Origin of the sequence: Limosilactobacillus alvi (genome assembly GCF_016900115.1) — a bacterium.
Lineage (GTDB): Bacteria > Bacillota > Bacilli > Lactobacillales > Lactobacillaceae > Limosilactobacillus > Limosilactobacillus alvi.
The window spans coordinates 18,458-36,370 of sequence record NZ_JACJJQ010000010.1 but is presented as its reverse complement, the minus strand read 5'-3'; the positions used below and the strand labels follow the sequence as shown (position 1 = coordinate 36,370).

Annotated in this window: 16 protein-coding genes and 1 other annotated feature; of the genes, 5 read left to right on the top strand and 11 right to left on the bottom strand. The window is 42.9% G+C overall.

The features are described 5' to 3' along the window. Positions 1-28 precede the first annotated feature (28 nt). The 3 genes from H5993_RS03345 to H5993_RS03335 all read left to right on the top strand — a co-directional run bounded on the left by H5993_RS03345 (position 29) and on the right by H5993_RS03335 (position 3,674). On the top strand, positions 29-1,369 hold the full coding sequence (locus tag H5993_RS03345; RefSeq protein ID WP_204776222.1) for a C1 family peptidase: 1,341 nt from the start codon (positions 29-31) through the stop codon (positions 1,367-1,369). 117 nt (positions 1,370-1,486) lie between these two features. Then, positions 1,487-2,212, top strand: a complete 726-nt coding sequence (locus H5993_RS03340) for a gamma-glutamyl-gamma-aminobutyrate hydrolase family protein (RefSeq protein WP_204776221.1) — start codon at positions 1,487-1,489, stop codon at positions 2,210-2,212. 94 nt (positions 2,213-2,306) lie between these two features. Continuing rightward, positions 2,307-3,674, top strand: a complete 1,368-nt coding sequence (locus H5993_RS03335; RefSeq protein WP_204776220.1) for a glutamate--cysteine ligase — start codon at positions 2,307-2,309, stop codon at positions 3,672-3,674. Between the two features lie 39 nt (positions 3,675-3,713). On the opposite strand, the gene pepI is transcribed toward H5993_RS03335, so the two are convergent. From pepI to rplJ, 3 genes are all read right to left on the bottom strand, one after another. Then, a complete protein-coding gene (gene pepI / locus H5993_RS03330) occupies positions 3,714-4,598 on the bottom strand; it encodes a proline iminopeptidase (protein WP_204776219.1) in 885 nt (294 codons plus the stop codon). Positions 4,599-4,667: 69 nt separating this feature from the next. Continuing rightward, complete coding sequence (gene rplL / locus H5993_RS03325; RefSeq protein ID WP_180870557.1) at positions 4,668-5,033, bottom strand: 50S ribosomal protein L7/L12; 366 nt, start codon at positions 5,031-5,033, stop codon at positions 4,668-4,670. A 77-nt stretch (positions 5,034-5,110) separates the two neighbouring features. Next, the gene (gene rplJ / locus H5993_RS03320; protein ID WP_204776218.1) at positions 5,111-5,611 is read right to left on the bottom strand and encodes a 50S ribosomal protein L10; all 501 of its coding nucleotides are present in this window, start codon (positions 5,609-5,611) and stop codon (positions 5,111-5,113) included. A 32-nt stretch (positions 5,612-5,643) separates the two neighbouring features. Further along, positions 5,644-5,757: a sequence feature (ribosomal protein L10 leader region), on the bottom strand. Positions 5,758-6,086: 329 nt separating this feature from the next. Between rplJ and H5993_RS03315 the strand changes: the two genes are divergently transcribed. Next, entirely contained in the window at positions 6,087-7,457 is a 1,371-nt protein-coding gene (locus tag H5993_RS03315) for an APC family permease (protein WP_204776217.1), read from the top strand. 908 nt (positions 7,458-8,365) lie between these two features. Here the strand turns inward: H5993_RS03315 and H5993_RS03310 are convergent. The 5 genes from H5993_RS03310 to H5993_RS03290 form a co-directional block, all read right to left on the bottom strand. Further along, on the bottom strand, positions 8,366-9,787 hold the full coding sequence (locus tag H5993_RS03310) for an anion permease (protein ID WP_204776235.1): 1,422 nt from the start codon (positions 9,785-9,787) through the stop codon (positions 8,366-8,368). A gap of 78 nt (positions 9,788-9,865) precedes the next feature. Then, positions 9,866-11,257 (bottom strand): flavocytochrome c, encoded by a 1,392-nt coding sequence (locus H5993_RS03305; protein WP_204776216.1) that lies wholly within the window; start codon positions 11,255-11,257, stop codon positions 9,866-9,868. A gap of 139 nt (positions 11,258-11,396) precedes the next feature. Next, a complete protein-coding gene (locus H5993_RS03300) occupies positions 11,397-12,785 on the bottom strand; it encodes a class II fumarate hydratase (RefSeq protein ID WP_204776215.1) in 1,389 nt (462 codons plus the stop codon). Between the two features lie 647 nt (positions 12,786-13,432). Continuing rightward, on the bottom strand, positions 13,433-14,104 hold the full coding sequence (locus H5993_RS03295; RefSeq protein WP_180870568.1) for a potassium channel family protein: 672 nt from the start codon (positions 14,102-14,104) through the stop codon (positions 13,433-13,435). Continuing rightward, entirely contained in the window at positions 14,097-15,440 is a 1,344-nt protein-coding gene (locus tag H5993_RS03290) for a TrkH family potassium uptake protein (protein ID WP_204776214.1), read from the bottom strand. The genes H5993_RS03295 and H5993_RS03290 overlap by 8 nt, the downstream gene beginning before the upstream one ends. A 144-nt stretch (positions 15,441-15,584) precedes the next feature. Between H5993_RS03290 and H5993_RS03285 the strand changes: the two genes are divergently transcribed. Beyond that, positions 15,585-16,052, top strand: a complete 468-nt coding sequence (locus tag H5993_RS03285; protein WP_204776213.1) for a flavodoxin — start codon at positions 15,585-15,587, stop codon at positions 16,050-16,052. 107 nt (positions 16,053-16,159) lie between these two features. On the opposite strand, the gene H5993_RS03280 is transcribed toward H5993_RS03285, so the two are convergent. The 3 genes from H5993_RS03280 to H5993_RS03270 all read right to left on the bottom strand — a co-directional run bounded on the left by H5993_RS03280 (position 16,160) and on the right by H5993_RS03270 (position 17,876). Further along, the gene (locus H5993_RS03280) at positions 16,160-16,843 is read right to left on the bottom strand and encodes a 2'-5' RNA ligase family protein (protein ID WP_204776212.1); all 684 of its coding nucleotides are present in this window, start codon (positions 16,841-16,843) and stop codon (positions 16,160-16,162) included. Between the two features lie 10 nt (positions 16,844-16,853). Beyond that, positions 16,854-17,081, bottom strand: coding sequence for a hypothetical protein (locus H5993_RS03275; RefSeq protein ID WP_180870575.1), 228 nt, complete (start codon positions 17,079-17,081; stop codon positions 16,854-16,856). A 111-nt stretch (positions 17,082-17,192) separates the two neighbouring features. Beyond that, positions 17,193-17,876, bottom strand: coding sequence for a matrixin family metalloprotease (locus tag H5993_RS03270; RefSeq protein ID WP_204776211.1), 684 nt, complete (start codon positions 17,874-17,876; stop codon positions 17,193-17,195). Positions 17,877-17,913: the final 37 nt, after the last annotated feature.

Sequence of the window (17,913 nt, the reverse complement as noted above, 5' to 3'; positions counted from 1 at the left end):
TCGTATTAATTAATAGGGAGGCTTTTGAATGACTTTTAAAATCACAAATGATGATGTTCAAGCTTTTCAAGCAGATTATGAAAAGCAACCATTAAACCAAGTGCTTGAACGGGCAGTTACCAAAAACGGAATTCGAAATGCTAGTTTTGACTGGCATGCTCAAGCTGATAATGACCCCCACTTCTCCATTGACCTTTCTACTGGTGAAGTAAGTGATCAAAAGCAATCTGGTCGTTGCTGGATGTTTGCGGCTTTAAATACGATGCGGCATGAAATGCAAGCTAAGTTCAAGTTGCCAGAGAACTTTGAACTTTCCCAATCTTACCAATTTTTCTGGGATAAGTTTGAAAAGGCCAATTACTTCTACGAAAACGTAATCAATACTGCTGAACTCCCCCACGATGACCGGAAAGTTGCTTGGCTAATGACAACTCCACAACAAGACGGGGGCCAATGGGATATGCTTTGTGCTTTGATTGAGAAGTACGGGGTCGTTCCTCAATCCGCAATGCCTGAAACTTACAATTCTTCCAAGTCACGGGAAATTAACGAAGTCTTAAATAATCAATTACGGCACGATGCTGTTATTCTTCGTAAGTTAGTTAACGATTATGGGGTTGAAGACGAACGAATTAACCAAACTCGCAAGGAAATGCTTAACCGAGTTTATCGGATACTAGCAATGAGTTTTGGCGAACCAGTTCAAAGCTTTGACTTTGAATACCGGACCAAGGAGGACCATGAATTCCACCGAGAAGCAAACCTTACCCCACAAACTTTCTTTAAGAAATATGTCGGTTGGAACCTTGACGACTACATTTCAATCATCCAAGCCCCAACAGCTGATAAAAAGTATCACCAAACTTACACGATTGAAATGCTCGGCAACGTTGTTGGGGGTCGGCCAATCAAGCACCTTAACCTCCCAATGGACGAATTTAAGGCCTTGGCAATCAAGCAACTTAAGGGCGGCGAAAGTGTTTGGTTTGGTTCAAATGTTTCAAAATATTCAGAAACCAAGCTAGGTTTAATGGCTCTTAACACTTACAACTACGAAGCCCTCTTTAATACTGAATTAAAGATGAGTAAAGCAGATGCCCTTGACTACGGGGAATCAATGATGAACCACGCCATGGTTTTAACAGGGGTTGACCTCGTTAACGACCAACCAACTAAGTGGAAGGTTGAAAACTCATGGGGTAATAAAGTCGGAACGAAGGGTTACTTCGTAATGAGCGACGAGTGGATGGATGAATACTGTTACCAAATTGTGATTAACAAGAAGTATCTGTCGGATGAACTCAAGGCCGCTCAAGCCCAAGAGCCGCAAGTCTTAGCACCGTGGGATCCAATGGGAACCTTAGCTTAAACTCCATCTAGAAAAACGCGATCAGAAAATTACTTCTGATTGCGTTTTTTTATTGCTTAAATTAGAATTATATGATAAATTCATTAAAACATTTAATTTACTTAAGGAGGAAAAGCAATGCACCCTAAAATTGCCGTCCCTGCTGATACTTTAACTGAAGCCACGAATATCATCAATGAACGGATGGCCCCTTTTGCCCCAAAGCCAATCATTGAAGCCATTGTCAAATCTGGTGGAGTCCCCGTTATTTTACCAAGCGTTAATCCAAAATTTGTCCCTGATTACCTTGACCTTTTCGATGGGGTAATTTTCGCTGGCGGAGCAGACGTTGATCCAACCTTCTATGATGAAGAACCGCATCAAAAATTAGGGGTTACATATCGCAAACGAGACCTATTTGAAATTGAATTACTAAAAGAAGCTCTCAAAGCGGGTAAGGCAGTCTTTGGAATCTGCCGGGGGCTTCAAGTTATTAACGTTGCTCTTGGGGGAACACTTTACCAAGATCTTTCAGAAAATCCTGCTACGGTGCTTAAGCACTCCCAAGATGCGCCTGGAAATTTTCCGTCTCACCATATAACCGTTTCACGTGGAACACGACTCCACAACCTAATGGGTGATCGTCCCTATGTTAATTCCCGTCATCACCAAATTATTAAAGAGGTTGCCCCAAGCCTTCGAGCGGTTGCAAGAGCTGATGACGACGTTGTTGAGGCCTTAGAGTCAACCACAAATGATCAAATCTTAGCTGTTCAATGGCATCCAGAAAATATGTTTAAACATTATCCAGAATCCCAACACCTTTTTACTGATCTGATTCAACGTGCCCAAAGCCAAAATTAGTATTAATCCCTATTCTAATTTTTACTTGAACATCAGCGTTGTTAGTACTAGAATTAGACGAAAATTAAATATTTCTCATAAAGGAGTGAAGACTATGTTCAGTCGAATTGGGCAATTAATCTTCAACCATGGAGTAGTTGCCAAAACCTCTAATTTTACGATGGGGTTAGAAATTGAAATGCAACGGATTGATGAAACCGGCAATCTAAGTTCCGAACCTTATCCAGCTTCAATTGGTGATGAAAAGACCAATCCTTGGATCACTAATGACTACCTGGAAACCATGTCTGAGGTTGTGACCCCACCTGCGCATCACGCCTTAGACGCAATGCATTATCTATATGGAATCAATAATGCTTTACGCTCGGCGCTAGCACCTGGTGAATTACTTTGGCCCCTTTCTATGCCCCCAAAACTTCCAAAAGATAAGAGTACCTTACAATTTGCTAAAATGGGACCAGCTAAAGAAGCTTATTTAAAAGAATGGACTAAACGCCATGGATATTCGGAAGGAACCCCCTGTGGCGCACATATCAATCTCAGTATTAACCCTGAAGTGATCGACCTTGTTTTGGAACACTTCCCAACCGACTTTAAAGATCGGGTAGCAGTTCAAAATTATTTATACGCCGTCGTTGCTCAAGGTTTCTTACGTTACCGTTGGTTAATTACATATCTCTTTGGAGCGAGTCCCCTTGCTGAAAAAAACTATTTTGAACCTGGTCAAGAACCCAAACAAGCCTTACGGAGTATTCGTCAAAGCTCTCATGGGTTTGGGACTAAATTTAGCGGTCGTTTTACTAATGTCCAAGATTATGTGGATGCCATTGAAAAAGGAGTTAAACAAGGCATTTTAATTTCTGATTACGAATTCCACGGGGCAGTACGATTTAAAGGCAATAAAAATCTTAAGGAATTACCTAAAACCGGGGTGCAATATTTAGAATTGCGAATGCTCGACCTCGATCCAAGTAGTTCAGTTGGTATTCGGACTGATACTCTCCGGTTTATCCGCTTGCTTGCTTCCTACTTCATCATGAATCCAGGTTTACGGGCAAATGAAGTTGACCGGGCTTTAGAAACTGCTAATCAAATGAACGAAGTGGTTTCAACTGAAGAACCGAACACGATTTGCCATTATCAAAGTAAAGCGCTTGCCTTTTTACGGAGTTTAGATCGGTTTGCTAATCAACTCCAACTTGGACCCGAATATCAAGAAATCTTATCTGATCTAACTGACCGGGTCGAAAACCCCTTAACCACCCCAAGCGCAAAGTTGCTTAATTACGCTCAGGATGGTTCACTTGAAAATTACGCGCTCCGGCGAGCCAAGCATTACCAAACTGCCGCCCTTGAATCCATTCATCAATTTGATGGCTTTGACGACGATCAACCAATGTCGGCTGAAGATCTTAAAAAAGCCCTCTTCTATGGTAATTGGGAATTGAGTGTTGAAAACTAAAAAGTCGTGGTTAGGAATTTTTTCCGACCACGACTTTTATTATGTTTTATCCGCCAACCAATCCAGCAATAGTTGCTGGTACTCAGCCGGTTGATCATAAAATACCATGTGACGTGCGTTTTTGACTTGAATCCACTTTGCCCCAGAAATTGCCTGTACCATTTCTTTGGCAACTTCAGGAGTACACAGATCGTGGTCCCCATTAATAATTAAAGTTGGTACTTGAACTGTCTTAAGCTGATCAACATAATCATAATTTCTTAGATTACCTAACGGGGTAAACTCGTTTGGGCCCCATGCAGTTTGGTAAGCCAGGAGGCCGCCATGCTTTGGTCGCTTTAGTGGGCCAGGCATCGAAGCGTTAACTGGCTCTATTGCATATTTGGTCATCAACGCTTGATTCGCCTCCTGATAATCACGACCTGTATAAATGTTTTGTGCTTCCGCTTTTTGAATGGTTGCTTGTTGAGATTTCGATAAGGTTTTGATAAGTTGATGAACCTGCTTACCCCAGGTTTGCGCTGAAGCGAGGGTACTTGAAAGAATTAGGCTTTCAATTCCTTTGGGTTGGAAATCACAAAGATACTTAATTGCTAACATCCCACCCCAAGATTGTCCTAACAAGTGGAAATGATTTAAATGTAGCTTTGTTCGCAGATTGATTAATTCGTTTACCCAAGTTTGCGCATTATAATATTCTGGATGATCATCCGGAATCGAAGAATTTCCACAGCCAATTTGATCGTACATAATCAATTGCCGATGGCTCTTAGTTGCAAGCTCATCCAAGAGTTCGAAATAGTTATGTGTTGAACCTGGTCCACCATGAAGTAGAATTAAGGGCGTTCTTCCTTCATCCAATCCCACAATGCGGACATACGTTGTAAATGATCCAAAAGGAAGCCATTTTTCGGTAACTTGCATTTTGATTTTCTCCAAAAAAAACGGTGACTACGCAATGCGTAATCACCGTTTTCCCAAATTGGGTATGGACTACTTAAGGGTAACAGTAGCACCAGCGGCTTCAAGCTTTTCCTTGATGTCGTTAGCTTCGTCTTCCTTAACGTCTTCCTTGATAGCAGATGGAGCACCATCAACAAGGTCCTTAGCGTCCTTCAAACCAAGACCAGTGATGTCCTTAACTGCCTTGATAACCTTAACCTTAGCAGAACCTGCAGAAGTAAGTTCTACAGTAAAGCTGTCCTTAGCAGCTGCACCGTCACCGGCAGCACCGGCAACTGCAACTGGAGCAGCAGCAGAAACGTCGAATTCGTCTTCGATTGCCTTAACAAGGTCGTTAAGGTCAGAAATTGATGCTTCCTTAAGAGAAGCGATGATAGCATCCTTATCAAAAGCCATGATTAAATCCTCCAATATATAATGGTCTTTTTTATGCACTTAATAGCGCTTGATATTTAACAATTAAGCGACGTAGCTTAAGCAGCTTCGTCTTCCTTGTCGGCGATTGCCTTGACGGCCCGTGCGATCTTGCGCATTGGGTCTTGCAATGCAGAAGCCAACATGGAAAGAAGTTCTTCCCGGCCTGGCATCGTTGCGTAAACGTTAATTTCGTCAAGCGTCTTAACAGCCTTTTCAACGAAACCACCCTTAATTTCCAAGGCATCGTGGTCGTCAGCAAACTTCTTTAAAACCTTAGCTGGGGCAATTGCATCTTCGTTTGAGAAGGCAACAGCAGTAGGGCCAACAAAAACATCATTTAATGCTTCGTAGTCCGTACCTTCAACAGCCCGTTGCAAGATCTTGTTCTTAATAACTACCATCTTAACGTCAGCATCCCGAAGTTGCTTCCGTAAGTCAGTAACTTCTGCCACCGTCAAACCACGGTAGTCAACAACAATAGCAGATTCAGCTGCCATCAACATTTCGTTGACGTTCTTTACAGCTTCTGCCTTCTTTGCAATACTTGCTTCACTCATCAGTTTCACCTCCTAGCTGAAAATTTGTGATTGGATTTATAAAAAAATCCCTATGACCGCAGACATAGAGAAGGAATTTAGTTCTTCCTCGGCAGGATATTAAGGCGTCTCGCCACCTGAGTCTTAGGCAGAGTCATATTTAAATCAACTTCAATAGTATACCTAACATATTTAAAATTGTAAAGGCTCAACCACCTAAATTTTTAAATTTCCGAAACATTAGAAAATTATGATAAATGCTTGCAATTAATTTTCCAATCGGTTACTATGAAGACATTAAAAATGCCAAGGAGGATATTATTAAAATGATTAGACCATTATTCAACATTTTAAGTGTCTCTTCCTCCTCAACTAGCGCTTGGCTGGTTGAGTGATTTGGCATTCAATAATAAGTGTCAAATAACCGGGTTCACTTAACCACCAAGTTTGGTGGTAGGTGGACCCGGTTTTTATTTGCAAAGTAGGAGGAATAAAAATGGAAAAGCAACCACCCAGAGAAGAAATGAAACGAGCATTAGGATTAGGATCGGCCCTTTCCATCGTTGTTGGGACAATTATTGGTTCGGGGATCTTCTTTAAACAAGGATCAGTTCTCGACAGTGCCGGAAATTCAACCATGGCGATTTTAGCTTGGATTGTGGGGGGAATTTTAACCCTTACCGCTGGATTAACAATTGCTGAAATTGGTGCTCAGATGCCTTACACCGGTGGCCTTTACGTATATATCGAAGAACTTTATGGTCGAGTCTGGGGCTTTTTAGCTGGCTGGATGCAAGTAATTGTTTATGGACCAGCCATTATCGCTTCGGTTGCTGGTTTTATGAGCATTCTGATGACGAACTTCTTTGGTCTCAGTAATGAATGGCGGGTTCCTTTGGCAGTTGTTACAATTCTTGCGATCGGCTTTATGAATATGTTTGAAAATAAGGTTGGGGCGGCCTTTGCCGTGGTAACTACAATCGGAAAGTTAGTTCCCATTGCGGCAATTATCATTTTTGGCCTTTTTTGGGGCCACAACAATGCCCTTGGTCAAACTGTCGGAGAAATCCACTCTGCTAGTGGTAACTTTGGGGTTGCCGTGTTAGCCACTCTTTTTGGTTACGACGGTTGGATTTTAATTGCCAACTTAGGTGGTGAAATTAAGCATCCTCAAAAAGTTCTCCCGCAAGCAATTATCATTGGAATTACAGCCGTTTTAGTAATCTATACCTTAATTACGGTTGCTGTTTTACGGTTCTTACCAGCTAGCCAAATTCACACTCTTGGTGAAAATACAACGGCTTATCTAGCTACTGCGGCTTTCGGGCAAATTGGTGGAAAGCTTCTTTCAGCCGGGATTATTATTTCGATGATGGGGACAATTAACGGAAAAATGCTGACCTTCCCCCGGATCGTTTACGCCATGGCTAAGCGCCGGGACCTACCATTCTCCCGTTATCTTGCCTACTTAACTCCTAAAGCCAAGGCGCCAGTTGTCGCTACCTTATTCATCATCGTTTTAGCAACCATTTTAATGCTGTTCTTTAACCCTGATCGGTTATCGGACCTCTGTGTCTTCACCGTTTATTGTTTCTATACTTTAGCCTTCTTCGGAATCTTTATTTTAAGAAAACGAAATGGTAATCACCGGCCATTCTCAACCCCACTTTATCCCTGGATTCCGATCATCGCCATTGCCGGTGGGATCTTTGTCCTCATCAGTGAAGTTATTAATGACCCTGCAGGCGTTATCCTCTTTATTGGGGTGGTCATTGTCGGCCTACCAGTCCTTTATCTGGTTAAAAAACTAGATCAGCGACGGGTCGAAAAAGCTCTCAATATTAAAAATAATAACTTGAAAAAATAGCAATTTTCCTCTAACCACAAATTAAAAGCGATCGTTTACAGTGTAGTGCTGTCTGCGATCGCTTTTCTTTATCCAATTTTCGCCCATCCAGGCAACCAATCCAACGCATGGCTCAAGAATCTACGAATTAATTTCGCCATAATTTAACAAAAAAAGGATGCGCTCACCCACGCATCCTTGAGCCACCTTGAGAGGAGGGAACGATTCCTCTAACTAACGGCTAAGTAAATTTGATTTTTGGTTCTGTTTGATCACGATTAATATACTGAACACGATTCGTTTAGCCTAGATTTAGGAAGTAGACATAGTTACTCTTTCAAAACTTTTAATTGCCTTCATCATGCCTTGCCGATTGTACAATGGCCCTTGTAGTACCCTTAGCACTACACTGGATCTAAAAGTACTGCCTAACAGTTACTTCGCCCTAACCTCAGAGCTGTCGGAGTATGCTTGGTTTCATTTAACTATACATCTGAGGCTGAGAACACTATACGATAAAACGTTTTACAAATCAAGGGAATAAAACCATTTGGTCAATGTACAAATGCTCGTTTTTATACTAAAAGCAAACAGCTTTTAAATCAGTAGAGCTTAATTTTTCAACTATCTTCCAAATTAAAATGGCCCAGTTACCAGTAAATTAATTGACCCTCATCTTTAAATTTAACTTAGTTATTTGTGAAATTTTTTAGAAAAAAGCCGCCTAACTCTAAAATTAAAGTTAAGCGACTTTGTTTACATTGTCCCGAGGCTATCTCGCACGCAATCCAGTCGCGCTTAAACAGTTCTCGGTTAGATTAGCTCCATTTACGGGGTCTGTACGCTAGATAAGCATAAAACCGCAAAACCTAACTAAAGCCAGTTTTACGGTTCTTTTAACTTATCATCGTACGATTGTGGCGCCTTTTTTACCACATCCCCAAGACTTTCATCCAAAGCGAACCAATTCCGATCCAAACAACTAAATAGAAGATCCCCAAGACAAAGTTGAGTGACCACCACTTATTTTGTGGAACATAACCAGAGCCAAAGAGGACTGGGGCTGGACCAGAAGCATAGTGGGTGGTTGAAGCCATCAAGTTGCCAAAGAAGGCCATCAGCAATGCTGCTAACATCGCTGGTACATGAACGGAAATGGCAACGGCAAGGAAGGCCGAGTACATTGCCGTAATGTGGGCCGTCGAGCTGGCAAAAAGGTAGTGGGAGTAGAAGAAAGCCACGATCAAGATTACCAAGGCTAAGAACCAATTAACTCCATGAAGTGAAGCGCCAACCGTCTTACTCAACCAAGGAATAAAGCCTAAAGTTGTCAAAGAACCGGCCATCATAACCAAAACAGAGAACCAAGTCAGAGTGTTCCAAGCCCCAGTTTCATGCAAAACATCTTGCCAAGAAAGCACCCCACAAAGTAGGAGTAACGCTAAGGCGATAAAGGCAGCTAAGGTTGCATCAATGCCAATAAAGCTCCCTGTAATCCAAAGAATTAAGGCGATAACAAAGATAACTGCCATTAACTTTTCTGATAATGACATCGGCCCCATCTTATCAAGTTCACCCTGGGCCCATTCCTTAGCATTTGGCGTTTCCTTAATTTCCGGTGGATACATCTTGTAGATCAACCATGGAACAACGATTAATGAAATAATCCCTGGAACTAAGGCAGCTAAGAACCAACCAATCCAGGTAATATTAACTCCATTACTCTTGGCAAGAGTTTGAGCCAATGGATTACCAGCCATGGCGGTCATAAACATAGCCGCTGTGATCATGTCCCCATGATATTCAGCAAAGATCAAGAAGGACCCGATTTTCCGCTCCGTCCCATCATCTGGTTTAGAATCAAATGATTGGGACAAAGATTCGATAATTGGGTAGAGCACCCCACCGGCACGGGCCGTGTTACTTGGTGTAGCAGGCGCCAGAATTAAGTCGACCCCAATCAAGGAGTAGGCCAATCCTAACGTCCGCTTCCCAAAGGCCTTCACGAAATTCAAAGCTATCCGGCGACCAAGGCCAGTTTTAATGAACCCCCGGGCAATGAAGAAGGCCATCGCAATCATCCAGATGGCAGCATTCCCAAAACCGACAATTGCCTTGTCTAAGGGTACCGTCTTAGTCAAAACCGTTAAAGCAAAAGCAACGATTGATACCCCACCGATTGGTAAAGGTCGTGTAATACAAGCAATAATTGTGGCCACAAAAAGGGCCAACATGTGCCAACCAGCAACGGGAACGGCTGCTGGCTTAATTGGCGTGGCGAGCCATAACAGTACACCAATGATTACGGGCCAGATAAAGCCCTTATAGTTAACTTTCTCTAATGTTTTCATCATGAATCTCTCTTCAAATTTGTTGTTTTAAAATCAAACTAGGGTGTCCAAGCCTAGTCGGATTTAAGCTTAAAGTAACTAATTTAAACTTTGCGTGTAAAGGGTAACCTGTTGTCCAGCTTGCCGCCCGAAAATAATCGTTTCGGCAATCGAGTTACCCCCAACCCGGTTGTTACCGTGGAGTCCCCCAGCGACTTCACCGGCGGCAAAGAGACCTTTAATAACGTCCCCATTACCATCAAGAACTTGCGTCTTGGTGTTAATGTGCAAGCCCCCCATCGTGTAGTGGATAGCAGGTGCGATATGAATTGCAAAGAAACCTGGTTTTTCAATTCCCCGGTCCATCCCGGTCGTCCGGTTAAATTCCGTGTCCTTTTGATTCTTAACCGCTTCGTTCCAAGTAGCAACTGTCGCCTGCAAATTAGCTGAATCAACCTTGATTTTCTTCGCAAGGTCTTCAATCGTATCACCATGAACTACTAAGCCGACTTGATCGTAGAATTCGACAGCTTTAACGTGGTCGCGAATCCCTTGATCCAAAATCAAGTAAGCACTGTGTTCTGGTAAAGCCGTAATGGCGTTAGAAACAATCTTCCGGGTGTTCAGCTCGTTAACAAACCGCTTGCCTTCTCCATTAATCAAGATGGCCCCTTCACCGCGAACAGCTTCCCCAATCAAGTAAACGTGCGGATTATCTTGTTGCACAGTTGGGTGAACTTGGATTAAGTTCATTTGCATTAATTCAGCCCCAACTTGCTCCCCAAGTTTTAAACCATCTCCAGTAGCGCCCGGTTGGTTAGTTGTCTTGTAATCCAAGAGATCTGGCCGGAACCGTTTCATGTAATCCTTAGAAGCACCGAATCCACCAGTTGCTAAGATAACCGCCTTAGCAGCAATGTGCTTTTTCGTCCCATTAGCCTCAACTTCGACCCCATTAACCCGGCCGTCTTCAGCTTGGCTTAACTTAGTAACCTTTGTTTCGTTAAAGACCGGAATCTTTTCTTCAGCAATAACCCGTAAAAGGCTCTTAACTAAGAAACCACCAATTGGCGCCATTGAAGCTGGGCGGTGCGTCCGCTTCTTTGACATTCCCCCGGTAATGGTAATGTCATCCAACTTGATGCCGTGGTCAGCTAACCAATCAATTGCCGGAGCTGAGTGGTAAACGAAGTAGCCTAACATATCCTTGTCGTTTAACTTCCCACCGTCTTTGTAGGTTTCGTGAAAGAAATCTGCCACGTTGTCAATTACTCCGTGGTGAAGTTGAACGTTGGTTTCAGCGGCATTCATCCCGGAAGAAGCCCGGTTAGTGTTTCCCCCAAGGGCCGTTTCCTTTTCGAGGACGGCTACCTTTAAACCCAGTTCGGTAGCTTGAATTGCAGCTGATAACCCGGTTCCACCTGAACCGATGATAACTGCATCATAACTATCAGCTAATTGACTTGCTGATAATGGTTGAAAATCTGCCATGTTTATTCTCCTTTTTTATTTACATAGAAAATGGCGGACTTAATCCGCCGCTTTTCCATTGGATACTTATCTTTTATGACAACGGTGACCTATCGTATCGCAAATTCTGTTAATAAACAACGGTCAATTTTATTTTCGCTTAGTCTTTCCGGTCAACGTTAGTCATCTTAAGCATGTCCATCCATTCATCATATTGTTCTTCCGTGACCTTGCCAGATTGCAAAGCAGCTTCCTTCAAAGTACTTCCAGCCTTATCAGCGGCTTGGGCAATCTTGGCACTGTCGTGGTAACCAATGTGGGGTGAGAGAGCCGTAACCGTCATCAACGAGTTGTCCAAGAGTTCCTTCATCCGGTCTTCGTTAACTGTCAAACCGTGAATCATCTTGTCCGCAAAGCCCTTGATTGTTCCCGTCAAAAGGTCAGCCGATTCAAGGAAAGCATCGATCAAAACTGGCTTGAAGACGTTCATTTCAAAGTTTCCTTGAGATGAAGACATGCCAACGACAACATCGTTTCCGAAGACCCGCATAGCAGCCATCGTAACGGCTTCGGCTTGGGTTGGGTTAACCTTCCCTGGCATGATGGATGAACCTGGTTCATTAGCTGGGATATTTAATTCGCCATAACCTGCCCGTGGACCGGAAGCTAAGAAGCGAATATCTTGGGCAATCTTAAACATGTCGGCAGCCAAGCTTTTCAAAGCTCCGTGAACTACGTCTAGACCAGAGTGGTGCGAAAGACCATAGAACTTGTTAGTCTTGGCAGTAAATTGATGACCATAAACAGCGCTCATCTTTTCAGCAATCTTTTCTGGCATTCCAGGAGCAGCGTTCAAACCAGTTCCAACAGCCGTCCCCCCGATAGCTAATTCAAGTAGCGTTGGGGTCAAGGTCTTAAGGTAGTTTAAGTCGTGTTCCAAAGCGGAAACATAACCAGAGATTTCTTGCCCAAAAGTTAATGGCGTAGCATCTTGCAAGTGCGTCCGCCCAACCTTAACGGTGTGCCAATATTTTTCTTGCTTAACCTTTAATTCATCGATCAAGTGTTGAACTGCTGGTTCCAACTTATCAATTGCTTCAACTGCCACAATGTTCATTGCCGTTGGGAAAGTATCGTTTGAGCTTTGCCCCTTATTAACGTCGTCATTTGGCAAAATTTCAACGTTAGGGTTAAGTTGCTTACACTTATTTGCAACTACTTCGTTGGTGTTCATGTTGGTTTGCGTCCCAGAACCAGTTTGGTAAACCTTCAATGGGAAGTCCTTACGTAAATCTTCGTCACTTAAAGCAAGTAATTCATCAATTGCCTTAACAATCAGGTTACCCTTTTCTTCGCTGATTTGGTTTGATTCCATGTTAGCTTGCGCCGCTGCCTTCTTAATGTTAAGCAAAGCCCGGATGATCGCTAATGGCATAAATTGACCAGTTGGGAAGTTGTTCCGGCTCCGCTCAGTTTGCGGCCCCCATAAAGCACTTACGGGAATTTGAACTGGACCTAAAGTATCTGATTCTGTACGAAATTCTGGCATGATTTTTCCCTCCGAATTTTCATTCTAATCCAACTTGTGAACTTTTACACATTTGTTGGTTATATCCTAAACCACCAAAAAGAGTATAGTCAAAATTAACATCCACGATAAATTTTATTTATAGCTATCCTTAAAATACTTTTGTGTCAACTTTTCAAAGCTGAGTGTTAATTAGGGTGATTTTTAAAGACAAAAAACAAAACAAAAAAGATTTAAATTTCTGAAAAATATTAAGCTTGATTCGTGAAAGAGTTAAATAAGTTTGGCAAAAAACGAGGTTCGGAAAAAACTAATTAAGCCACCAATCTAAGGACTGAAACGTAGCCGACCCAACTTTGAACTACTATTCTTCACTGGCGTTCAGAATGGTGATTTCAAAGCTTGGCCTTATCGTCAGCAGACAAGCTCCTAACGACAATTTGGCTAGTAAACCTTGATTGGTGGCTTTTAGTGGATGATCAGATTTATTAGGCAACCATGCCGACAGTAGTGAAATTAATGTTAGCAAATAAGTGAACTTACATTAAGACTGAGCTTTGCGACTCCGCAAAGGTTCCACCACGTTACCCGGCTTAAGGCTGCGACTTTCTTCCCCTGCTCCTCTTGCAGCTACGTTTCGCGTAATCCGGTTTCCCTGGGAAAGCCTTTTAGCCTTTCAACAAATCATTCAACTTTTCGATGGCATTAAGCGGCCCAACGACGGTGATTCGGTCGCCTCGCTGAATCTTATCAGTCCCTCTTGGCATCTGGTTGATTTTGTCTTGGGCATTAACAACTAAGATTACGTTAACGTGATACCGATTCCGGAAATCTAATTCATCCAGGGTTTTATCATAGAAGGCAGCGTTATTAACAATTACTTCTGCTAAAGTTGTATCCCGACTAATTTGAACATAATCAATTACCGATGGGTGCAAACGCGAAAAGACTAACCGTTCTGCCAAATCATGTTCCGGACGGACGACCAAATCGGCCCCAATCCGTTCGAGTACCCGCGCATGATTTCGGTTTTCGGCTCGGCAGACGACATCCTTAGCACCAAGATCCTTGGCAATCAGAGTTGCCATGATACTGGCTTCAATATTTTTACCAATTGAAATGTAGACATGATCGAAGTGCCCCAGATCAAGTTCTTTCATCGCATCCTCATCCTGGGCATCGGCAATCACTGCTCTCATCACCATATCAGCGAAATCATTTACGACGCTTTCGTTGGAATCAATTGCCATCACTTCTTGCCCGGCCCGGACTAATGATTTACAAATTGCGGACCCAAATTGACCTAATCCGATTACCGCAAAACTTTCTTTTTTAGCCAATTAAAACACCTTCTTCTGGATAACGATAACTTGGTTGCTTAGGTTGGGCATTGAAGATGGAGAACATTACCGTGTAGATCCCAACCCGGCCAATAAACATCAAGGCCATAATGATTAATTTTCCAAGTAAATTCAACTTAGCAGTAATTCCTAAGGAAATTCCGGTCGTCCCAAAGGCCGCCATTACTTCAAAGGTGACATAGGTCAAGGAATTATGCTTTGGCAAATCCTGGGTTTCTGCCAAAATTAAAATTGCGATCGCGATGATTGCCAAGGCCACAAATAACAAAGTCAAGGCCCGAAAAACATTATCTTGCCGAAAACGCCGGTGCGCTAGTGTTGGATCGCGATGCCCTCGTAAAGTGGCAATCGCTTGTAAAGTTAATAAGCCAATCGTGGTGGTCTTAATTCCCCCAGCTGTTGATCCTGGAGTCCCGCCAATAAACATTAAGAGAATCGTATATGATAATCCAGCAGCCGAAAGCTCAGTATAGGAAAAGGTCGTCAAACCAGCTGTCCGTGGCGTAATCGCCATAAAAATCGAATTGATTAAGCGCATCCCCCAAGACATCTCATCATGGAACTGACTTAAATTCCGTTCGGTTAATAAGTAGACAATGACCGATAAAGCCATGATAATGGCCCCCGTCCGCAAGGCTAGGTTCGTATGCAAAGACATCCGGTGAACCTTCCGATACTGCAAAATATCTTGCCAGACTAAGAACCCAAATGACCCAGCAATAATTAAAATTGCAAAGACAGTCAATAAATAGGGGTCATTTTTAAAGTTGGCTAGGGAATTCCCAAAGAGATCAAAACCAGCGTTACAAAAAGCCGAAATTGAATGGAAAAGGCTCAACCATAAACCATGCCACCATCCATAGCGGCGACCAAAGTCAAGGTAAAGGAGTCCCGTCCCCAATAGTTGAATTAGGATGGACAATTTAATAATCAAAGTCACCACTTGAATTTGGGAGACATTATCGAGGTTTAAAGACTCCTGAACTAAAAACCGAGTCGACATCTTTAATTGACGTCGAATTAATAGGGACGTCATAACCGCAAAGGTCATAAACCCCAGTCCCCCAACTTCCATCAAAACGGCAATCACTAACTGGCCAAAGGGTGCCCAGTGCGTAGCCGTATCAACTAAGGTTAAGCCCGTCACACAGGTAGCACTCGTAGAGGTAAAAAAAGCCGTCATAAAAGAAGTATGTAGTCCCGGCCGCGTTGCCATTGGTAAAAGTAATAAGAGCGTCCCAATTGCGATTACCATAATGAAGCCAAAGGTTAAGAGCTTTGGGAATGAATAACGGTGCTTATTAATTTCAATCATTGTCTCCACCCCATTTTAAAATTCAATTCTTATTATATCATCTTCACCGCCATGCATTTTCAGTATCAACAAACCAATAAAATGAGCATTTATCAAAATTAACGATCAGAATTATAATGAAGATAACTATTTGGAGGTGGAAAAATGAAATTTGCAATTGCTTATTTTTCAGAAACTGGCACAACTAAACAAGCGGCTGAACGCTTAGGGCAAGTTTTAAAGGTAACTCCCCTTGCAATTGAAGCTACCGTTCCATATACCAACGCTGATCTCAACTGGCAAAATGATAACTCCCGGGCAAACCGCGAACAAAGTGGTCAGGCAACGCCACCAACTGCTAAGCCACTAACTTTACCTGACTTCAACGTGCTCTTCCTTGGATATCCAACTTGGTGGGGAGTTCCACCAATGGTCATCCATGATTTCTTGGCTCATCAAACCTTAGCTGGTAAAGTAGTGGTACCATTTGCTACTTCCGGTTCTAGTTCCCCCGAACGTGGTGAAGCAATCATTAAACAACTTCTACCGAAGAGTGACGTTAAACCAGCTAAACGGGTTAATAATTTTAGCGTTGCCCAATTAAAGGCTTGGGTACAGCAATTAGGATATTAGTTCCAAAAGGAACCTGCTTGAACTCCCCTTAAAACAAGAATTTTGCTAACCATATCAGCATCCTTAGAAACACAAAAACGACCAACGAGATTTTTCGCCTGGTCGTTTTATTGTAAATGATACGTTGCTAACACTTCTTGGTGGTGATTGTACCAATCATGCCAAACCAAGTTCACCGTTTGTACCTTGGTTGCCCCAAAGCCGATATTTCTGAGGTTATCAACCATCCCCAAAAAGGCCCCCGGGTCACTTAACAATTTCCGATAACGGGCAACCGTAACATGCGCCGTAAAGGCCGGGCGGTGTTCACTCACCGGGGTTCCGGCAGCTTTAAAAGTTTCACGCACTTGTTTTCGTAAAGCCATTAATTCTGGTGAATAATAACCACAAGCAATCACAGCTCCATCCGTAGCGACTAATCCTCTTAGCTCCCAATCAAAGGCCTTCGCTTGGGTTAAACTTTCGGCCAAGGTGGCTTTAATTTTTGCGAGTGGGAAATCAGTTAATTGTTGGTTAACCTTTCCGGCAACTAAATCGATTACAGTTAAGTGCAGATCTTTTGCCGGATAATAATACTGTTCTGGTTCGAATTCCTTTAGTTTCGCCATGGCAAAGCCAAGATTCCGGGTCCAATGCACTGGCAATGGTACCACCAAAGTTAGGCCTACTCGTTGATTTTGCCAATCATCATCAACGTGCAGATCGGGATGCCCACCAGCGAGGACAACTTCCCGATTTTCTTGGGCAATTGCTTGGTAACGGGCTACTAATTCCGCTTGTAATTGTTCCATTTGTAACCACCTAAGCTAAGGAATACAGACCTGTTTGAAGCCCTCGACGAAGCGTTGATAAGGAGACACCCGTCGTTAACCAAAAGGCTTGGTCACCGCCAATTTCTTCCCGGCGGTATGGGTAAATAGCAAGAGTTTGCCCATCTTCGGTAACTCGTTTACCATGGGTCACCCCACCATCTTCAACGTAAACATCATGACCTAAGACCTTATGCCAACCATCTTTTACACTTGCCATAAATTCCACACCCTTTATCGAATTTCACAACCTCAAAGTCATGAATGCCTTAATTATAGCACGAGATTGTGAATTAAGAAAACGATTGCAAGGAAACCACGATCTCCTTAACTAATTAAGCCCGTATAAATTTCGAAGTGCTTGCCGATCTAATTTACTAATCCCCCTTCGAATATTCCGGGGAATCATTACACTCTGATAATCTTCAGGGGCATGGGCAAGGCCTAGAGCATGCCCTAATTCATGTTCCGCAACGTGGTCCCGATACTGCCGGTTTACGTATCGCAATTTGGCCGCATCCAGCGTTGATTTAGCTCGGATCATGGCATGGGTATCGGGATTAAATTGGGTTTCGGTGGATCCTAATTGACTGGTAACGTAACCGACATTACTATTTCCAGTTGTTTGGAGATCCCCATCAGTCACAATCACTTCTGCCCGTTGCCGACTTTTAATCCAGTGTAAATGGACGGCCTTAGTTTGATTCCACTTTTTGACCGCCACTGGAAAGGCTACTTGCACCTGATGATCCTGAGTGGCCATGTACACCGTAATTTGTCGACTCGGCCAACGATAACCTTCTAAGGGAATTGGCGAACTACTCGGAATCGTAAGTTGTTTGGCAGCAGCACGTTGAGCTTGGGGTGAATCTGGTAAATCGGTAATATCATCAGTAGCCGTTGAAAAAGCGTTGACTCCGTCTAACGGGCTCGTTACCGAAGCCTGACTATCCGGGACATATAATAACCCCCAACTTAAAAATGCTAAACTGATTAAGTTAACGAAGCGTTTCATAATTATCACTCGTTTCCGAATATAGTGTACTGCTATT